Source organism: Amycolatopsis sp. cmx-4-83, assembly GCF_046548815.1.
Classification (GTDB): Bacteria; Actinomycetota; Actinomycetes; order Mycobacteriales; family Pseudonocardiaceae; genus Amycolatopsis; species Amycolatopsis pretoriensis_A.
The window spans coordinates 232,173-246,419 of the sequence record NZ_JAEBEF010000005.1 but is presented as its reverse complement, the minus strand read 5'-3'; the positions used below and the strand labels follow the sequence as shown (position 1 = coordinate 246,419).

18 protein-coding genes and 1 pseudogene are annotated in these 14,247 nt (G+C 72.1%); 10 read left to right on the top strand and 9 right to left on the bottom strand.

Annotated features, from left to right (window positions below):
* Window positions 1–89 precede the first annotated feature (89 nt).
* From ACLJQM_RS16895 to ACLJQM_RS16875, 5 genes are all read left to right on the top strand, one after another.
* Window positions 90–746, top strand: a complete 657-nt coding sequence (locus tag ACLJQM_RS16895; RefSeq protein ID WP_247019302.1) for a transcriptional regulator — start codon at window positions 90–92, stop codon at window positions 744–746.
* Window positions 747–1,333: 587 nt separating this feature from the next.
* Window positions 1,334–3,838: a nitrate- and nitrite sensing domain-containing protein gene (locus tag ACLJQM_RS16890; protein ID WP_410631979.1), complete on the top strand. Its 2,505-nt coding sequence runs from the start codon at window positions 1,334–1,336 to the stop codon at window positions 3,836–3,838.
* On the top strand, window positions 3,838–4,257 hold the full coding sequence (locus ACLJQM_RS16885) for a roadblock/LC7 domain-containing protein (protein ID WP_013229428.1): 420 nt from the start codon (window positions 3,838–3,840) through the stop codon (window positions 4,255–4,257). Before ACLJQM_RS16890 ends, ACLJQM_RS16885 begins: the two co-directional genes overlap by 1 nt.
* A complete protein-coding gene (locus ACLJQM_RS16880; protein ID WP_155541361.1) occupies window positions 4,254–4,625 on the top strand; it encodes a DUF742 domain-containing protein in 372 nt (123 codons plus the stop codon). The genes ACLJQM_RS16885 and ACLJQM_RS16880 overlap by 4 nt, the downstream gene beginning before the upstream one ends.
* The gene (locus ACLJQM_RS16875) at window positions 4,606–5,208 is read left to right on the top strand and encodes a GTP-binding protein (protein ID WP_247019304.1); all 603 of its coding nucleotides are present in this window, start codon (window positions 4,606–4,608) and stop codon (window positions 5,206–5,208) included. Before ACLJQM_RS16880 ends, ACLJQM_RS16875 begins: the two co-directional genes overlap by 20 nt.
* Before the next feature lie 21 nt (window positions 5,209–5,229).
* Here ACLJQM_RS16875 and ACLJQM_RS16870 read toward each other — a convergent pair whose 3' ends face one another.
* Complete coding sequence (locus tag ACLJQM_RS16870) at window positions 5,230–5,667, bottom strand: DoxX family protein (protein ID WP_247019305.1); 438 nt, start codon at window positions 5,665–5,667, stop codon at window positions 5,230–5,232.
* A gap of 115 nt (window positions 5,668–5,782) precedes the next feature.
* Here ACLJQM_RS16870 and ACLJQM_RS16865 point away from each other — a divergent pair, with 115 nt between their 5' ends.
* Window positions 5,783–6,250 (top strand): NUDIX domain-containing protein, encoded by a 468-nt coding sequence (locus ACLJQM_RS16865; RefSeq protein ID WP_410631978.1) that lies wholly within the window; start codon window positions 5,783–5,785, stop codon window positions 6,248–6,250.
* On the opposite strand, the gene ACLJQM_RS16860 is transcribed toward ACLJQM_RS16865, so the two are convergent.
* Window positions 6,236–6,883, bottom strand: coding sequence for an HAD family hydrolase (locus tag ACLJQM_RS16860; RefSeq protein WP_410631977.1), 648 nt, complete (start codon window positions 6,881–6,883; stop codon window positions 6,236–6,238). The two genes, ACLJQM_RS16865 and ACLJQM_RS16860, sit on opposite strands and share 15 nt — an antisense overlap.
* A 28-nt stretch (window positions 6,884–6,911) precedes the next feature.
* Window positions 6,912–7,429: pseudogene (locus ACLJQM_RS16855) on the bottom strand (O-acetyl-ADP-ribose deacetylase).
* A 30-nt stretch (window positions 7,430–7,459) separates the two neighbouring features.
* Between ACLJQM_RS16855 and ACLJQM_RS16850 the strand changes: the two are divergent.
* Window positions 7,460–7,840, top strand: a complete 381-nt coding sequence (locus ACLJQM_RS16850; protein ID WP_410631976.1) for a hypothetical protein — start codon at window positions 7,460–7,462, stop codon at window positions 7,838–7,840.
* Here ACLJQM_RS16850 and ACLJQM_RS16845 read toward each other — a convergent pair.
* The 3 genes from ACLJQM_RS16845 to ACLJQM_RS16835 form a co-directional block, all read right to left on the bottom strand.
* On the bottom strand, window positions 7,837–8,628 hold the full coding sequence (locus tag ACLJQM_RS16845; RefSeq protein WP_360765656.1) for an alpha/beta fold hydrolase: 792 nt from the start codon (window positions 8,626–8,628) through the stop codon (window positions 7,837–7,839). The genes ACLJQM_RS16850 and ACLJQM_RS16845 overlap by 4 nt on opposite strands.
* Window positions 8,625–9,269, bottom strand: a complete 645-nt coding sequence (locus ACLJQM_RS16840) for a DUF998 domain-containing protein (RefSeq protein WP_410631974.1) — start codon at window positions 9,267–9,269, stop codon at window positions 8,625–8,627. The genes ACLJQM_RS16845 and ACLJQM_RS16840 overlap by 4 nt, the downstream gene beginning before the upstream one ends.
* Before the next feature lie 91 nt (window positions 9,270–9,360).
* On the bottom strand, window positions 9,361–10,482 hold the full coding sequence (locus ACLJQM_RS16835) for a metallophosphoesterase (RefSeq protein WP_360765662.1): 1,122 nt from the start codon (window positions 10,480–10,482) through the stop codon (window positions 9,361–9,363).
* A gap of 71 nt (window positions 10,483–10,553) precedes the next feature.
* Here ACLJQM_RS16835 and ACLJQM_RS16830 point away from each other — a divergent pair, with 71 nt between their 5' ends.
* Together ACLJQM_RS16830 and ACLJQM_RS16825 are read left to right on the top strand one after the other, a co-directional pair.
* Entirely contained in the window at window positions 10,554–10,826 is a 273-nt protein-coding gene (locus ACLJQM_RS16830) for a DUF6412 domain-containing protein (protein ID WP_360765665.1), read from the top strand.
* A gap of 59 nt (window positions 10,827–10,885) precedes the next feature.
* Complete coding sequence (locus ACLJQM_RS16825) at window positions 10,886–11,560, top strand: YidC/Oxa1 family membrane protein insertase (protein ID WP_410631973.1); 675 nt, start codon at window positions 10,886–10,888, stop codon at window positions 11,558–11,560.
* Here the strand turns inward: ACLJQM_RS16825 and ACLJQM_RS16820 are convergent.
* Window positions 11,543–11,956, bottom strand: a complete 414-nt coding sequence (locus tag ACLJQM_RS16820; RefSeq protein ID WP_360765670.1) for a DUF1992 domain-containing protein — start codon at window positions 11,954–11,956, stop codon at window positions 11,543–11,545. The genes ACLJQM_RS16825 and ACLJQM_RS16820 overlap by 18 nt on opposite strands.
* Window positions 11,957–12,016: 60 nt before the next feature.
* On the opposite strand from ACLJQM_RS16820, the gene ACLJQM_RS16815 reads away from it, so the two are divergent.
* A complete protein-coding gene (locus ACLJQM_RS16815; protein WP_247019317.1) occupies window positions 12,017–12,787 on the top strand; it encodes a TetR/AcrR family transcriptional regulator in 771 nt (256 codons plus the stop codon).
* Here the strand turns inward: ACLJQM_RS16815 and ACLJQM_RS16810 are convergent.
* Both ACLJQM_RS16810 and ACLJQM_RS16805 read right to left on the bottom strand, forming a co-directional pair.
* Entirely contained in the window at window positions 12,784–13,044 is a 261-nt protein-coding gene (locus ACLJQM_RS16810; RefSeq protein WP_410631972.1) for a hypothetical protein, read from the bottom strand. The two genes, ACLJQM_RS16815 and ACLJQM_RS16810, sit on opposite strands and share 4 nt — an antisense overlap.
* On the bottom strand, window positions 13,041–14,207 hold the full coding sequence (locus ACLJQM_RS16805; RefSeq protein WP_410631971.1) for a lytic transglycosylase domain-containing protein: 1,167 nt from the start codon (window positions 14,205–14,207) through the stop codon (window positions 13,041–13,043). Before ACLJQM_RS16805 ends, ACLJQM_RS16810 begins: the two co-directional genes overlap by 4 nt.
* Between the last annotated feature and the right edge of the window lie 40 nt (window positions 14,208–14,247).

Sequence of the window (14,247 nt, the reverse complement as noted above, 5' to 3'; positions counted from 1 at the left end):
TCAGCCGCCCACCACCGTCCACTGTGTACACGGGCGCCCGCGCGCCGGCCGCGCTTCAATGGAGGTACCACGGACTCCAGGGGGAAGCGATGACGCGGTCGGCTCGTGAGCTGCTTGACCGGATCCAGGCCGAACTCGCGCCGCGCGACGGCGACAACCGGCTGGTCCCGCTGATCACCGCCGGCCGGGCGCCGCGCGAGGTGTTCGCCGCGCTCGCCGCCGAAGAAAAGCTGATCACGGCCAGCGACTGGCGGAGCTTCCACGCGCTCGCCGCCCGCGCCGACGAGCCGAACGCGCGCGCCTTCTTCGGTGGTCTGGCGCCGGGGGAGCAGCAGGCGAACGGGATGCTGGACGCGTTGCTCGCGGCGACCGGCCCGGACCACGGGAAGGAACTGCCGCGCGCGGGCTGCCAGGCGTACCCGGCGTACGTGGCGTGGCTCGCGCTGAACGGCGAGTCGGCGGCCGCCGTGGCCGGGATCTTCGCGAACTTCGCCGCCTTCGGCCGGTACTGCCGGGACGTCGCCGCCGCGATGCGCGCGCACTACGGCTTCACCGCCACCGAATGCGCGTTCTTCGACTTTTTCGCTGCGGACGTCCCCGAAATCGAAGAACAAGCGCTCGCGGCCGTCCAGGCCGGCCTCGACGCGCGGCGGCTCGACAGGGCCGAGGCGCATCGCTACGCGCGGCTCTTCCAGAGTTACGAACTGCTCTTCTGGAACACCCTCGCCGACGAGTTCCCGGCCTGACCGCCCGCGGAACCGGTACCGGCGCCACGGGCCGTGTCCGCGCGGACGCGCATGCGGAATGGCGGGAATTCCGGTGTGCGGCCCGGGGAATCCGTGGCGGTCTTCACGAATGCCGCGCATTTCCGCTTTCCGGAAGCCGTCCGGCCCGGACGAAGTGGCGGCGGACGGCCGGCTTCGCGAACCCGTGACGTTTCTCACCGAACCATCCGGCGCTGTCGTACGTAGCGGCCCCGGCGCGGGACGGGGGCCGGACCGCAACCGGTACCAGCGTGCATCCCTGCGGTGAAACGGAAGTCGACCTGGGACGAACGTCACGACTTTCGGTGGTGGACTTTCCAAGAGCAGGCAGCAAGTGTGGACGGGTCACCGTGCCAAGATCACGTTCGCGCCACGGACTTGACGCGCCCTGAGCGGCTGCATACCGTCGTCGCGGGCGAAGCAGACCACGGTGATGTTGATCCGGCTGGTCGGAATCCGGGTGTTGACCGCCTCGGGCGACCCGAAACCATGTACTGCCGGAAGGAAAACGGACCCAGGTGAAGCAGATTTCTCTTCGACGCAACCGGGGATCCTCGATTCGGAAGCGCGTGCTCACGATCGCGCTCATCCCCAGTGTGGCCTTGTTGCTGGTCGGCGTGGCCCTCGCGGGCTACCTCATCTACGACGCGGTGACCGCACGCGACTACACCACGCGCATCCGGAATTCGGAAGCTCCGGCGATCCCGTTCTTCGCCGCGCTCCAGCAGGAGCGCCAGGCGACGCTGAGCCTCCTCGCCGGCCAGGGCAACCAGCGGGCCGTGCTCGCTGCCGTCCGCCCGAAGGTCGACTCGACCGCCGCGAAGGAGATCGAGAACCTCCGGGACAACTTCGCGGACTACGACGACACCCCGCCGAGCGTCCAGAAGAACATCGCCACGTTCTTCGGGGTCTTCCAGCAGCTGCCGCAGACGCGCCAGGCGGTCGACAGCGGCCAGATCCAGATCAGCCAGGCGTTCGCCTTCTACAACAAGATGCTCGACCAGTTCACCGACGGCGTCGCCGGGCTGGCGCAGAAGGCCCGCGGCGCGCAGAACGCGTTCGACCGGCTGACCGCCATCCCGCTGTTCACCGCGGCCGACGCGATGCAGCGCAGTGACGCGCTCGCCGCCGCCGGGCTCGCCGCGGGCGGGCTGACGAATGACGACTTCCGCGCCTACGTCGGCCAGGTCGGTGCCTACCACGCCCAGCTCGACGCGTCGGCGCCGAAGATGATCCCCGAGGTCAAGGCCAAGTACGACCAGCTGCTGGCCAGCCAGCCGTGGCAGACCGTGACCCAGGTGGAAACCGCTTTCCTGCGCGGTGACCTGACGAAGCTGCCGGTCGCGCAGGACCAGTGGCGCACCGCCGCCCGCCAGGTCGGCGACGCGCTGATGGGCATCTTCGTCGCGCAGAGCTCGAACGCGAGCCAGGCCGCCATCGAGGACGCCGACTCGACGTTCACCGAGTCGCTGATCGCCGGTGTGATCGCCGTCCTGTTCGCGGTCTTCGTGGTCTTCGTCGCCGTCCGGCTGTCGAACCGGCTCATCGGCCGGCTGCACCGGCTGCGCGAGGACACCCTCGACGCGGCGGAGGTCCGGCTGCCCGAGCTGGTCGCCCGGGTCCAGGCGGGCGAGCCCGTCGACCTCGAAGAGGGCGGGCACTTCCTCGACCACGGCACCGACGAGATCGGCCAGGTCGCCGACGCGTTCAACAAGGCGCAGCAGACCGCCATCGCGGCCGCCATCGACGAGGCGAAGATCAAGGAGGGCACCAAGGCGGTGTTCCTCAACATCGCCCACCGCAGCCAGGTCATCGTGCACCGCCAGCTCAAGGTGCTCGACCAGGCCGAGCGCAAGCAGGAGGACCCGGAGCAGCTGGACACCCTGTTCCAGCTGGACCACCTCTCCACCCGCGCCCGCCGCAACGCCGAGAACCTGATCATCCTCGGCGGCGGGCAGCCGGGCCGGCAGTGGCGCAACCCGGTCGGGCTGGCCGAGCTGGTCCGCGGCGCGTCCGCCGAGACCGAGGACTTCGCGCGGGTCAAGACGGCGGCGCTGCCGCAGATCGCCATCCGCGGCCCGGTCGTCGGCGACCTCGTGCACCTGCTCGCCGAGCTGATCGACAACGCGACGTCGTTCTCGCCGCCGCAGTCGCGGGTCGAGATCCGCGGCAACGTGGTCGGCAAGGGCGTCGTGATCGAGGTCGAGGACCAGGGCCTCGGGCTCGAGCCGGACCAGACCGAAGAGATCAACACGATGCTGGCCAGCCCGCCGGACTTCGGCATCATGGCGCTGTCCGACGAGCCGCGCCTCGGCCTGTTCGTGGTCGCGCGGCTGGCCGCCCGCCACGGCATCCAGGTGCACCTGCGCGAGTCCGCTTACGGCGGCACCCGGGCCATCGTCCTGGTGCGCACCGACCTGCTGGCCCCGCTCGCCGAGTCCGAGCCGGAGCAGCCGATCACCCCGCCGAAGCCGGAGCTCGTCCCGAACCCGGTCGAGCCGGAGCAGGGCAACGACGAGGTCGCGCCGCTCAAGCGCCCGCAGCGCCGCCCGGCCCGGCACCGCACCGAACCGCCCATGCCGACCCAGCCGGCGCCGGTCTCGCCGCCGCCGTCCGCGCCGACCCCGGTGGCGGCGCCGCCCGCGCCGCCGTCCGCGCCGACGCCGGTCCCGGTCGCGTCCGTCCCGGAGCCGGTGAGCCAGCCGACCCAGGCGCAGCCGGTGGCCCCGCTCCGCCCGCCGTCCCCGCCGAACCGGACCTCGCGCCCGGCCCGCCCGGCCGCGCAGCAGCCGGCGTGGCCGCCGCAGGAACCGCGCCCCGCGGTGCCCGAAGGACGGCCGCAGCAGCCGCGCCGCCCGGAGGCGCCCGGCCGCCCGCCGCTGCCCCAACGGCGACGCCAGCAGAGCCTCGTGCCGCAGTTGCGGGAAGATAAGCCCGCACAGGAACGCGAAGAGGTGCGGCTGGACTCCCCGGAGGCCGCCCGCAGCAGGCTTTCCGCGTTCCAGCAGGGCACCCGCCGGGCCCGTGACGAAGAGTTTCCCGAGAACGACGACACGTACGGAGAGCGCGAGTAATGGTCAACTCAGGCGCCCACGAGCTCGACTGGCTGCTCGACGACCTCGTAAAACGGGTCGCCGGGGCGGACCGGGCGGTGGTCCTGTCCTCGGACGGCCTGCTCATCGGGCGATCGGGAAACCTCTCCGAGGAGGACGCCGAACACCTGTCCGCGGTGGCTTCGGCGTTCCAGAGCCTCGCGCGCGGGACCGGACGGCACTTCGGCGGCGGCAACGTCCGGCAGACGATGGTCGAGATGGACCACGCGTTCCTCTTCGTGACCGCGGCCGGGCGGGGTGCCTGCCTGGCCCTGCTCGCGCGTGAAGACGCGGACATGGGCCTCGTCGCGTACGAGATGAACCTGATGGTGAAGCGCGTCGGCCAGGTGCTCACCTCGGCCCCGCGGACCGGTGCCGGCGTCCTGCCCACGTCGCCATGAGCGGACGGCACGAAGCCTGGTTCGACGACGAGGCCGGCCCCCTAGTCCGGTCGTACGCGGTCACGGGCGGCCGCACGCGGTCGGACACGCTCGGGCTCGACCTCATCACGCTCGTCGTCGCCCTGCGCACCGCGCACGAAGCGGGCATGCTCGAACCGGAGTACGCGCGGATCATCGCCCTGTGCCAGCGGCCGGTCTCGGTGGCCGAGGTGGCCGCCCGGGTCGACCTCCCGCTGCCCGTGGTCAAGGTGATGCTCAGCGACCTCATCGAGCAGAACCTGGTGCTGTTCCGTACCGCGGCACCGGCTCAGGAATCCCCCAACCGACACGTATTGCAGGCGGTCCTTGATGGCATCCGGAAACTCTGACCCCCGGCGGAACCTGACCGCGACCGCGGTCAAGGTACTCATCGCCGGCGGGTTCGGGGTCGGCAAGACCACGATGGTCGGCTCGGTGAGCGAAGTGCCGCCACTGCGGACCGAGGAGGTCATCACCACCGCCTCCGAAGGCGTCGACGACCTGTCGGGCGTCGAGCAGAAGACCACGACGACGGTCGCGCTCGACTTCGGCCGCATCACGATCAACCCGGACCTGATCCTGTACCTGTTCGGTACGCCGGGGCAGGACCGGTTCTGGTTCATGTGGGACGAGCTGGCCGAGGGCGCGCTCGGCGCCGTCGTCCTGGCCGACACCCGCAGGCTGGACAGCTGCTTCGCGGCCGTGGATTTCTTCGAGCGCCGCAACCTGCCGTTCGTCGTCGGCGTGAACTGCTTCGACGGCGCGTACCGCTACGGCACCGAGGAGGTCCGGCAGGCACTCGACGTCGGCATGGACGTCCCGCTGCTGCTGTGCGACGCCCGGGACCGGGAGTCGACCAAGCAGGTGCTGACCAGCCTGATGGAACACGTGATGGCGCGGTCCGATCTGGCAGCCGCCCAGGGTGGCTACTGACCGGACCGCGCTCTCGCGGCGTCAGCGGCGGCGCTTGACGAGCGTGTCCACGGCGAAGCGGCCCGGGCCGATCGCGGCGAACAGCAGGAAGACCCACGCGTACACCGCGGCCGGCTCGCCCATGTTCTGCAGCGGCAGCAGGCCCATCGGGGCGTGCACGGTGAAGTAGGCGTAGGCCATCACGCCGGAGAGCAGGATCGCGGCGGGCCTGCTGGCGAGCCCGACGAGGAGCAGCAGCGCGCCGGCGAGCTCGAAGACGCTGCCCCACCAGCCGGGGAACGAGCCGAACGGGACGCCGCCGCCCTGGCCGTCGACGCCACCGAAGAAGCCGAATCCCTGCAAGCCGTGGAAGCCGAACAGGAACGAGATCACGATCCGGCTCGCGCCGATGACGATGCCGGTGACCTGCGTCTTCGGGGTGGCGGTGGACTGGGTTTCGCGGGCGATGGTGGTGGTCATTTCGGGGTTCCTTCCCTGGGTTGCTTCCGTGCCTTCTGCCTACGCGTCGAGCGGGTCACCACCGGATCGACAACCCCGGCGGATTTTTTTCCGGGGGTTTCGGCAGACTGGGCCGATGGCGGGCAAACGCAGTGCCGGGCTCCTGCTCCACCGCGGGCGGGGCGAGGCCGTCGAAGTGCTCCTCGGGCACATGGGCGGGCCGTTCTGGGCGAAGAAGGACGCGGCGGCGTGGTCGCTGCCGAAGGGCGAGCTGGAGCCGGACGAAGAGCCGGAGGCCGCGGCGCGGCGTGAGTTCGCCGAAGAGCTGGGCCTCCCGGCCCCGGACGGCGAGTACGTCCCGCTGGGCGAGGTGAAGCAGTCGGGCGGCAAGGTCGTCACGGCGTGGGCGGTGGCCGGCGACCTCGACCCGGCGCTGGTGGTGCCGGGGACGTTCACCATGGAGTGGCCGCCGCGCTCGGGCCGTCAGCAGGAGTTCCCCGAGGTGGACCGGGTCGAGTGGTTCTCGGTGGTGGCGGCGCGCGAGAAGCTGCTGAAGGGCCAGCTGCCGTTCCTGGACCGGCTGCTGGAGTTAGTGCGCGAGTAGGGCGTCCAGCGGTTCGGCGGTGAAGGACGGCAGCACGACGTCGGCCTGCCCGAAGTCGAGGCTTTCGGTGATGGCGTTCGGCACGGCGACGCAGGTCAGCCCGGCGGCCTTGGCGGCGGTGACACCGTGCGGGGTGTCCTCGAAGGCGATGGTCTGCGCCGCGGTCGTTCCGAGGGCGTCCAGCGCGGCGAGGTAGAGGTCGGGATCGGGCTTGGCTTTGTGCCGGTCGCCGGTGAGGACGGCGTCGAAGTGGTGGGCGATGCCGAGCCGGTCGAGGTGCGGGTTGACCCAGCCCCCGGACGAGCTGGAGGCGACGGCGAGCTTGAGGCCCCTTTCGTGCGCGGCCGCGAGGTAGGTCTCGACGCCTTCGCGGGCGCCGAGGGTCTCGAGGAGCTCGTAGACCCGGGCCTTGGTCCGGGGGCGCAGCGCGTCGACGTCGATGCCGGGCACGTGCTCGGCGAGCAGCGCGAACATGGCGGGCGTGGTGTGCTGGGTCCCGATGACGGCGTACCAGGCTTCCAGGGGGAGCTCGGTGCCGTGCTCGAGGAAGACCTCCTGCCACGCCTGGAGAACGGCGGACTCGGTGTCGGCGAGCGTGCCGTCGAAGTCGAAGACCAGGGCGCGGGTGGGCACGGGTGAACCCTGCCCGGTCGGTGATCGTTCAGGCAAGGGGGTTGTGACGAGCCTCGAAGGCCCGCATCGCGTGTTCGCCGCGGAGGGCGAAGACGACCTCCTCGATCCCGCCGGGGTCGGCCTGGCTGACGGTGGCGAGCGCGATCTCGGCGGCCGAGTCGAGGGGCCAGCGGTAGCTGCCGGTGGAGATGGCCGGGAAGGCGACGGTCCCGGCGCCCAACTCCTTCGCGACTTTCAGGGCGTTGCGGTGGCAGTCGGCGAGCAGCCCGGACCGGTCTTCGGTGGCCGACCAGACGGGACCGACGGTGTGCACGACCCACTCGGCCGGCAGGTTCCCCGCGGTGGTGGCGACGGCTTGGCCGGTCTTCAGCCCTTTCCCGTAGTGCCCGGCCCGCAGCTCCGGCACGCGGCGAGGATCTCGGGGCCGCCCTTGCGGTGGATGGCCCCGTCGACCCCGCCCCCGCCGAGCAGCGAGGAGTTGGCGGCGTTGACGACGACGTCCACCTCGAGGGTGGTGATGTCGGCGTCCAGGATCCGGATGCGCATGGGGTGGATCCTCCCGGACAGAATGGGTTCGTGCTGCTGAATTCCATCGCCGAGCCGGCCACCGAGGAGTACCTGGTCGAGCCGTCGGACCCGCTCGCCGAGTCGCGGCAGAACACGTGGCACCTCGGCGCGTCCGCGGAGCAGCGGGCCGGCCTGACGGTCGAGCAGGTCGTCGCCGTGTTCGAAGCTGTGGTGCGGGCCCTCGGCCGGCGCTCCGGTACGCCGTCGACCTTCTACGTGTGGCACGACCAGCAGGTCGGGGCGCTCAAGTCGTCGCTCTCGTCGCTCGGCCCCGGCGAGCTGCTCTTCGGCGCGGAGTACGTGCCGACCCGCGAGCTGGCGCCGATCGTCGAGGAGTTCCTCGCCGACCCGGGTCCCGGCTTCGTGGCGTGGAGCGCGATCGCTCCCTAGCCCAGGAAGAACTTCGTCAGCACCGGGGCCAGTGCCGTCGCCTTCACGATGTGCGTCTGGCCCGGCAGGGTCGCGTACTCCGCCGACGGCAGCACCCTCGCCAGCGACGACACCCCGTGCCGCATCCACTCGGGGCTGCGGTCGCCGTCGATCGTCAGCGTCGGGATCGTCACCTCCGGCCACGACGGCGTCAGGGGCTCGCCCGACTGGCGGTCGCCCACCACTGCCGTGTCGTACGGGATCGTGTGGGCCACCTTCTTCAGCTTCGGCCAGAACGGCATCACGCGCATCATCGCCACCGTCGCGCGGCCCAGGCCGACGCCCTCGGTCATGAACATCTTGACCGCCTTGCCGCGCTTGCCTTCGGCTAGAGCCGCGTCGAGGCGGGCCGGGTAGTCGGCCGGGACGCGGGGGCGGGTGGCGTCCACCACGAACGGGGGTTCGTACAGCGCCAGCTTCGGGACCGGCAGGGTGCGAGCCGCTTCGAGGGCCAGTGCCGCGCCCGACGAGATGCCGAACAGGAACGCTTCACCGCCCGCTTCCTTCAGCAGGGCCTCGATGTCCTCGACCTCGCGCTCGATCGCGTACGGGCCCGTGTCGGTGCTTTCGCCCCGGCCGCGGCGGTCGTACGTGTACACCGTGAAGCGCGCGGAGAGCTCCTTCGCCAGCGCGTCGTTCGGGGACGAGCCGCGGTAGCACATCGCGCCGTCGACCAGCACGAGCGCGGGGCCGGTGCCGGAGCGCGTGTACGCGATCTTGGTGCCGTCGGCGGAAATCGTCGTGGTCATCGGGACTCTCCTCGCGGCATCAGGTGGGCGGACGTCGTGGCGAGCCAGGCCCAGGCGAGCACCACGGCCGCCCAGAAACCGAGGGTGACGGCCGGGCTCGCCGAGCCGGACGCTACGCCGCCGAAGCCTACGAGGAACAGCAGGCCGGTGATCCGCGAGTACCACGCCCGTGCGGGCGGCAGGTGCGAGCCGATCGCGAAGCACGCGGCGACCAGCGCGGCGAAACCGACGCCGCCGCAGGCGAAGTGCAGGACGCCGTGCCAGCTCACCGACGACGGCGGGCCGGCCGGCGTGCCCAGCGGGAAGCCGTCCTGCGGGTCGGCGCGGAAGACGCCGGCGCAGTGCAGGCTGACGCCGTACACCGCCAGCAGTCTCGGCCCCCACCTCCCGGGCAGGACGCGCCGGAGGCCCGCCGCGGCCGCGAGGGTGAGGAGGCCGGTGACGAGGAAGTTCGCGACCTGGACGAAGCCGAGCGAGCCGTTGGCCAGGATGCTCGCCGGGTGCCGCGTGAAGTCGAAGCCGGCGCGGGTCAGGCCCTGGAGCACGCCGGTGCCGACGAAGACCGGTCCGGCGAGGATTCCGCAGGTCAGCAGTGTGCGGGTGGGCGTGGAGACGCGGGTGGGAAGCGTGGTCGTGGTCATGCGGACAGCCTGACAGCCGATCATTCGAACTGTCAAGACAAAAAAAGTTGTCGGTGACACCGGTTCGGATCGGCTGCGGCCGAGATTCGGCTCAGGCGGAGCGCAGGGTGAGGAGCGTGATCTCGCTGGGCGCGAAGACGCGGAACGGCGGACCCCAGAACCCGGTGCCGCGGCTGTTGTACAGCTGGGTCGGGCCGTGCCGGGTCAGGCCGGACAGCGTCGGCTGGTCGAGGCGCACCAGGAGGTGGAACGGCCAGATCTGCCCGCCGTGCGTGTGGCCCGAGATCTGCAGGTCGACGTCGGCCTCGCGGGCCTCGCGGACCTGCTTCGGCTGGTGTGCGAGCAGCACCACCGGGACGCCTTCGGGCCGGTCGGCCAGCGCCGCGGCCAGGTCGGGGCCGTGGCCGGGGAGGCCCGAGGAGGTGCCGGTCGGGTCGTCGATGCCGGCGAACAGGATCCGGTCGCCGCCGCGCTCCAGCAGGGTCGAGCGGTTGTGCAGCGTGTCCCAGCCGAGCCCTTCCATGTGGTCGAGCCACGCCTGGGCTTCGCCGAAGTACTCGTGGTTGCCGGTGATGTAGAAGCGCCCGAGCGCGGCCTCGACGCCGCCGAGCGGGTCGACCTGCTTGCGGCGCTTGGCCACCGCGCCGTCGGCGAGGTCGCCGGCGTGGCAGACGACGTCGGCCTGCAGGGCGTTGACCGCCGCGACGACCTGCTCCGACCACTTCGTGCGGTCGATCGGGCCGAAGTGGGTGTCGGTCAGCACGGCGACGCGCAGGCCGTCGAGCCCCGGCCCGAGGCGCGGGACGACGACGTCCGTCCGCTTCACCGGCGGCACGCGCATGGCGACGCGGTTGCCGTGCACGAGCAGGACGGCGGCCACCAGCACGGTCGCGCCCGCGACGATCCGCGACCGCAGCGGGTCTTCGACGCCGAGCAGCGCGACCCGCAGGACGAGGCTCAGGATGCACCAGCTGAACAGCACCCAGATCACGGCGAGCAGGGAGTCGCCGAGGCGCGCGGAGGCGTCGCTCTGGCGCTTGGAGTGCCCGCGGAACATGGCGATCGGCATCGTGACCAGGCCGGCCGCCAGCACGACGGTGCCGGCGATCGTGCCCGCCAGGCCCCATTCCGGCGCCAGCACGAGCGTCCACCACGGCACGCCGTACAGCAGCAGCATGGCCAGGATCGGCACGACGACGAGTTGCCCTCTCATCGAACCAGGTTACAGCCCATCGGGCTGTTAGCGTTTTCGCTACCCTGGGAGGCGGAGGAAGGGGGACGGCCGTGAACACGCTGCTCGAGCTGGCGTTCCCCGCCTTGACCGGCCCGACCGCGCTGGTCGCCTTCGCCTCCCTCGCCGCCGCGAGCCTCCTGGTCGTGCTGCTGGCCGGCAGCACGCACCGCAGCGAAGTCGCGCTGTGGTCGGCGCCGGTGCGCAGCCGCGTCACGGCGTTGCGCCGCCGGGCCCGCCGCGCCGAGTCGATCCGCCTCCGCGATCCGGGAAGAGCCGGCCGCAGCAGGCCACGAGCACCCGGGCACCGCAGCACGGCTGCGTAGGTTCGGCACGCAGCCATTCCGCCTGTCCCCATTCCTTTCACTCACGCGGAGTGCTGCCCATGTTCGGCTTTCTCGACGTGCCCGTTTCCGGCGCGTACCACCTGATCCACGCCCTCACCGGCCCGCTTTCGACGGCGCTGGCCATCGTCGTGTTCACCCTCGCCGTGCGGCTCCTGCTGCACCCGCTCGCCCGTTCGGCTGCCCGCGGCGAGCGCGCCCGGGCCACTCTGCTGCCGGAGCTGCGGGCTCTGAAGGAGAAACACGGCGGCGACCGCGACAAGCTGGCCGCGGAGATGACGAAGCTGCAGCAGGAGTCCGGGACGTCGTTGTTCGTCGGCTGCCTGCCGATGCTGCTGCAGCTGCCGTTCTTCACGGTCATGTACCGGCTCTTCACCACCCCGGCGATCGGCGGCGAGCCCAATTCCCTGCTCGGCGCGACACTGTTCGGGACGCCGCTGGGCGCGCACGGCCTGGCCGGCAGCCCGCTGGTGTTCGTCATCGCGGCGGGGCTGGCGGTCGTGGCGTGGTGTTCGGTCCGCTGGCAGGACCGCCACCGCTCCGAGACACCGGACGTCCCGGGCGTCCCGGGCGTCCCGGGCGGCAAGCTCCTGCGCCTGCTGCCGTACGGAACGGTGCTCGCAACCCTGGTCCTGCCCCAGGCGGCGGGCCTCTACCTGCTCACGACGACGGCGTGGACCGCGGCCGAGCGTGCGCTGCTACGACGCGGTTCGTGAGCGGCGCCAGTCCCGGACCGCTTCCTCGACGTCCACCAGCGCCACCGTCAGCGGGGGTCCCGTGTGGTGGTTGAGGTAGGCCTGCCGGATCCGCTCGTTGAGGTCGGTCACGACCTCCCGCACGCGCGCTTCGGTGCGCTCGGCGGCGAGCGTCTCCGGCAGGTCCTGGACTTCGCGTTTGAGCGCCAGCGCCGGCGGCAGCAACGCCTTCGTGTCGTGACCGCCCCTGCGGACCTCGCGCAGCACCCAGTCGGTCGCCGCGTCGTTGCCGGTCGGTTTCGGCAGCGGGCGGCCGGTGCCCGGGAGGTCGTCGAACTCGCCGCGGTCGCGGGCTTCGGCGATCTGCCGGTCGACCCACCAGCGGAAAGAGACTTTCGTCGGCTTGCGCCGGGTCATCGCCGCACCCCCCTCGTCCGCCGTCCAGGGTAATCTCCGGGGAAGGAGCGAGGGGACCGCATGACCGTCGAACGCAGTGGCGCCGATGCCGTCGACCGCACGCTCGCGCTGCTCTGGCGCGCCCGCGGTGGCACTTCCGAACCGACCAGGGGCCGCAAGCCGACGCTGACGGTCGAGCGGATCGTCGCCGCCGCGATCGGGGTCGCGGACGCCGACGGGCTGGCCGCCGCGTCGATGCACCGGGTCGCGAAGGAGCTCGGCGCCGGCACGATGACGCTCTACACCTACGTGCCCGGCAAGGCCGAGCTGGTGGACCTGATGGTCGACGACGTGCTCGTCGAGCGCCGGCTGCCGGGCCCGGGCGAACCGCGGTCCGGGGACTGGCGCGAACAGGTGGCGCTCTACGCCGAACGGACCAGGGCGGCTTACCGCGCCCACCCGTGGCTGTGCGAGGTTTCGCGGGTCCGGCCGCCGCTCGGGCCCGGGCAGCTGGCCGGGCAGGAGTACCTGCTGTCCATTGTGGACGCGCTGGGGCTGGCGCCGCGGCAGGCGGTCGCCGCGGCCAACGCGATCGGCACGTACGTCGACGCGAACGCCGCGCTCGGCGCGGAGAACACCAGCCTCGAACGCAGCACCGGCCAGTCGACCGAAGCCTGGTGGCACCAGCGGTCTTCCTTCTGGGAGGACTACTTCGTGGTCGACGCGCACCCGGCGATGAACCGGATCTGGCTCGGCGGCGGCTTCGACCAGAGCGCCGAAGCGCAGGGCGAAAAGGCGTACGAGTTCGGCCTGAACCGCATGCTCGACGGCATCGAGGCGCTGGTCGGCTAGCGCCGGCTGCGCCACCGCAGCCGGCGTCGCTCCTGGCGGGGCACTTCGACCGCCGAGCCGCCGCGCAGCAGGTCGCGGCAGACCGGGTCGAACCGGCCGGGTGCCTCGATCATCGGCGCCGCCAGCACCAGGTGCCCGCACACCGCCCGGAACCGCCCGTCGTGCCGTCCCGTCGCGAACTCGTCTTCGGTGACGGCGTGGGTGTAACCGTCGGTGTCGCAGCGGATGTGCACCAGGAACGGCTCCACCGGGCTCACCCGGCCGGGGTGGTCGAGGTGGTTTCGGTCGGGGTCGCCGGAGCGTCGGCCGGGTTGGTGCTCGAAGGCGTCTCCGGCGGCGGGGTGGTGGCGGCCGTCGTCGACGGCGGCGGCGTGCTGGTGGACGGCGGCGGCGTCGACGGGTCCGTGGTCGGGGTCGTCGGCTTGGTGGTCGGGCTGGTCGGGCTGGTCGGCGACGTCGGCGTGGTGCTGCCCGGCGGCGTCGACGTGCCCGGCAGCGAGCCCGGCGGCTGGGCGGTCACCGGCGGCGCGGGCGGGGCCGGGACCCCGACCGGGGCACCGGCCGCGGCGGCGTCCGGGGCGTCGGGCGCGCCGATCGGCACCTGGCTGTCGGGCAGCTGGGCCACCCCGCCGCGGTAGGCCGACGCCCACGCCATCACCGTGTCCACATAGGACTGCGAGTTGTTGTAGCGGCGCACGGCGATGCGCTGCCCCGCGTCGGTCGAGAGGTCCAGCCCGCCCGAGCACAGGTAGCGCGCGGTGGCCAAGGCCTCGTCGTAGACGTTGTTCGGGTTCGAAACGCCGTCGCCGTTGCCGTCGGAGGCGTAGCCGCGCCACGTCGACGGGATGAACTGCGTCGGGCCGACCGCGCGATCCCACACGGCGTCGCCGTCGTACTTGCCGCCGTCGGTGTCCGGGATCGCGGCGAACGCGCCGGCACCGTTGAGCACCGGGCCGAGGATCGGTTCGAGGGTGTCGCCCTTGGCGTTGACGTACCCGCCGCGGGCGTGGTTCGACTCGATCCGGCCGATGCTCGCGATCAGCGCCCAGTCCAGGTGGCAGTTCGGCTGCTCCTTGGCCAGGATGTCGGCGGCGTTCTGGTACGCCTTGAGCATGCTGCCCGGGATGCCGAGCGGCCCGGAGATGCCCGCGGAGCCGGCGCGCCCGCCGGGCACGACCAGCGGCGTGGGCAGCGGGGGCTGGGGCAGGCTGCCGTCGACGGCGATCGGCGGCATGACGATGGTGGGCTGCTGCAGCGGCGCGGCCTGGTCCGGCAGGGCGTTGCCGGCGTCGGCGACCACGACGGGCGCGGGCAGGCCGGTGGTCAGCGTCGGCAGCACGACGAGCGCGCCGCCCGCGAGCGCGGCCGCGGTGCGGCGTACCGCCCGCGAGCTCTTGCGACGTGGCCGGTGCTTCGGCATGGTCGTCCCCGCTTCCCTCGATCTTCGCTGATCGCCTCAC

Coding starts and splice junctions, on each gene's coding strand:
- ACLJQM_RS16895 (WP_247019302.1), top strand. CDS start 90: ATGACGCGGTCGGCTCGTGAGCTGCTTGACCGGATCCAGGCCGAACTC.
- ACLJQM_RS16885 (WP_013229428.1), top strand. CDS start 3,838: ATGGTCAACTCAGGCGCCCACGAGCTCGACTGGCTGCTCGACGACCTC.
- ACLJQM_RS16880 (WP_155541361.1), top strand. CDS start 4,254: ATGAGCGGACGGCACGAAGCCTGGTTCGACGACGAGGCCGGCCCCCTA.
- ACLJQM_RS16875 (WP_247019304.1), top strand. CDS start 4,606: ATGGCATCCGGAAACTCTGACCCCCGGCGGAACCTGACCGCGACCGCG.
- ACLJQM_RS16870 (WP_247019305.1), bottom strand. CDS start 5,667: ATGACCACCACCATCGCCCGCGAAACCCAGTCCACCGCCACCCCGAAG.
- ACLJQM_RS16865 (WP_410631978.1), top strand. CDS start 5,783: ATGGCGGGCAAACGCAGTGCCGGGCTCCTGCTCCACCGCGGGCGGGGC.
- ACLJQM_RS16845 (WP_360765656.1), bottom strand. CDS start 8,628: ATGACCACGACGATTTCCGCCGACGGCACCAAGATCGCGTACACGCGC.
- ACLJQM_RS16840 (WP_410631974.1), bottom strand. CDS start 9,269: ATGACCACGACCACGCTTCCCACCCGCGTCTCCACGCCCACCCGCACA.
- ACLJQM_RS16835 (WP_360765662.1), bottom strand. CDS start 10,482: ATGAGAGGGCAACTCGTCGTCGTGCCGATCCTGGCCATGCTGCTGCTG.
- ACLJQM_RS16825 (WP_410631973.1), top strand. CDS start 10,886: ATGTTCGGCTTTCTCGACGTGCCCGTTTCCGGCGCGTACCACCTGATC.
- ACLJQM_RS16820 (WP_360765670.1), bottom strand. CDS start 11,956: ATGACCCGGCGCAAGCCGACGAAAGTCTCTTTCCGCTGGTGGGTCGAC.
- ACLJQM_RS16815 (WP_247019317.1), top strand. CDS start 12,017: ATGACCGTCGAACGCAGTGGCGCCGATGCCGTCGACCGCACGCTCGCG.
- ACLJQM_RS16805 (WP_410631971.1), bottom strand. CDS start 14,207: ATGCCGAAGCACCGGCCACGTCGCAAGAGCTCGCGGGCGGTACGCCGC.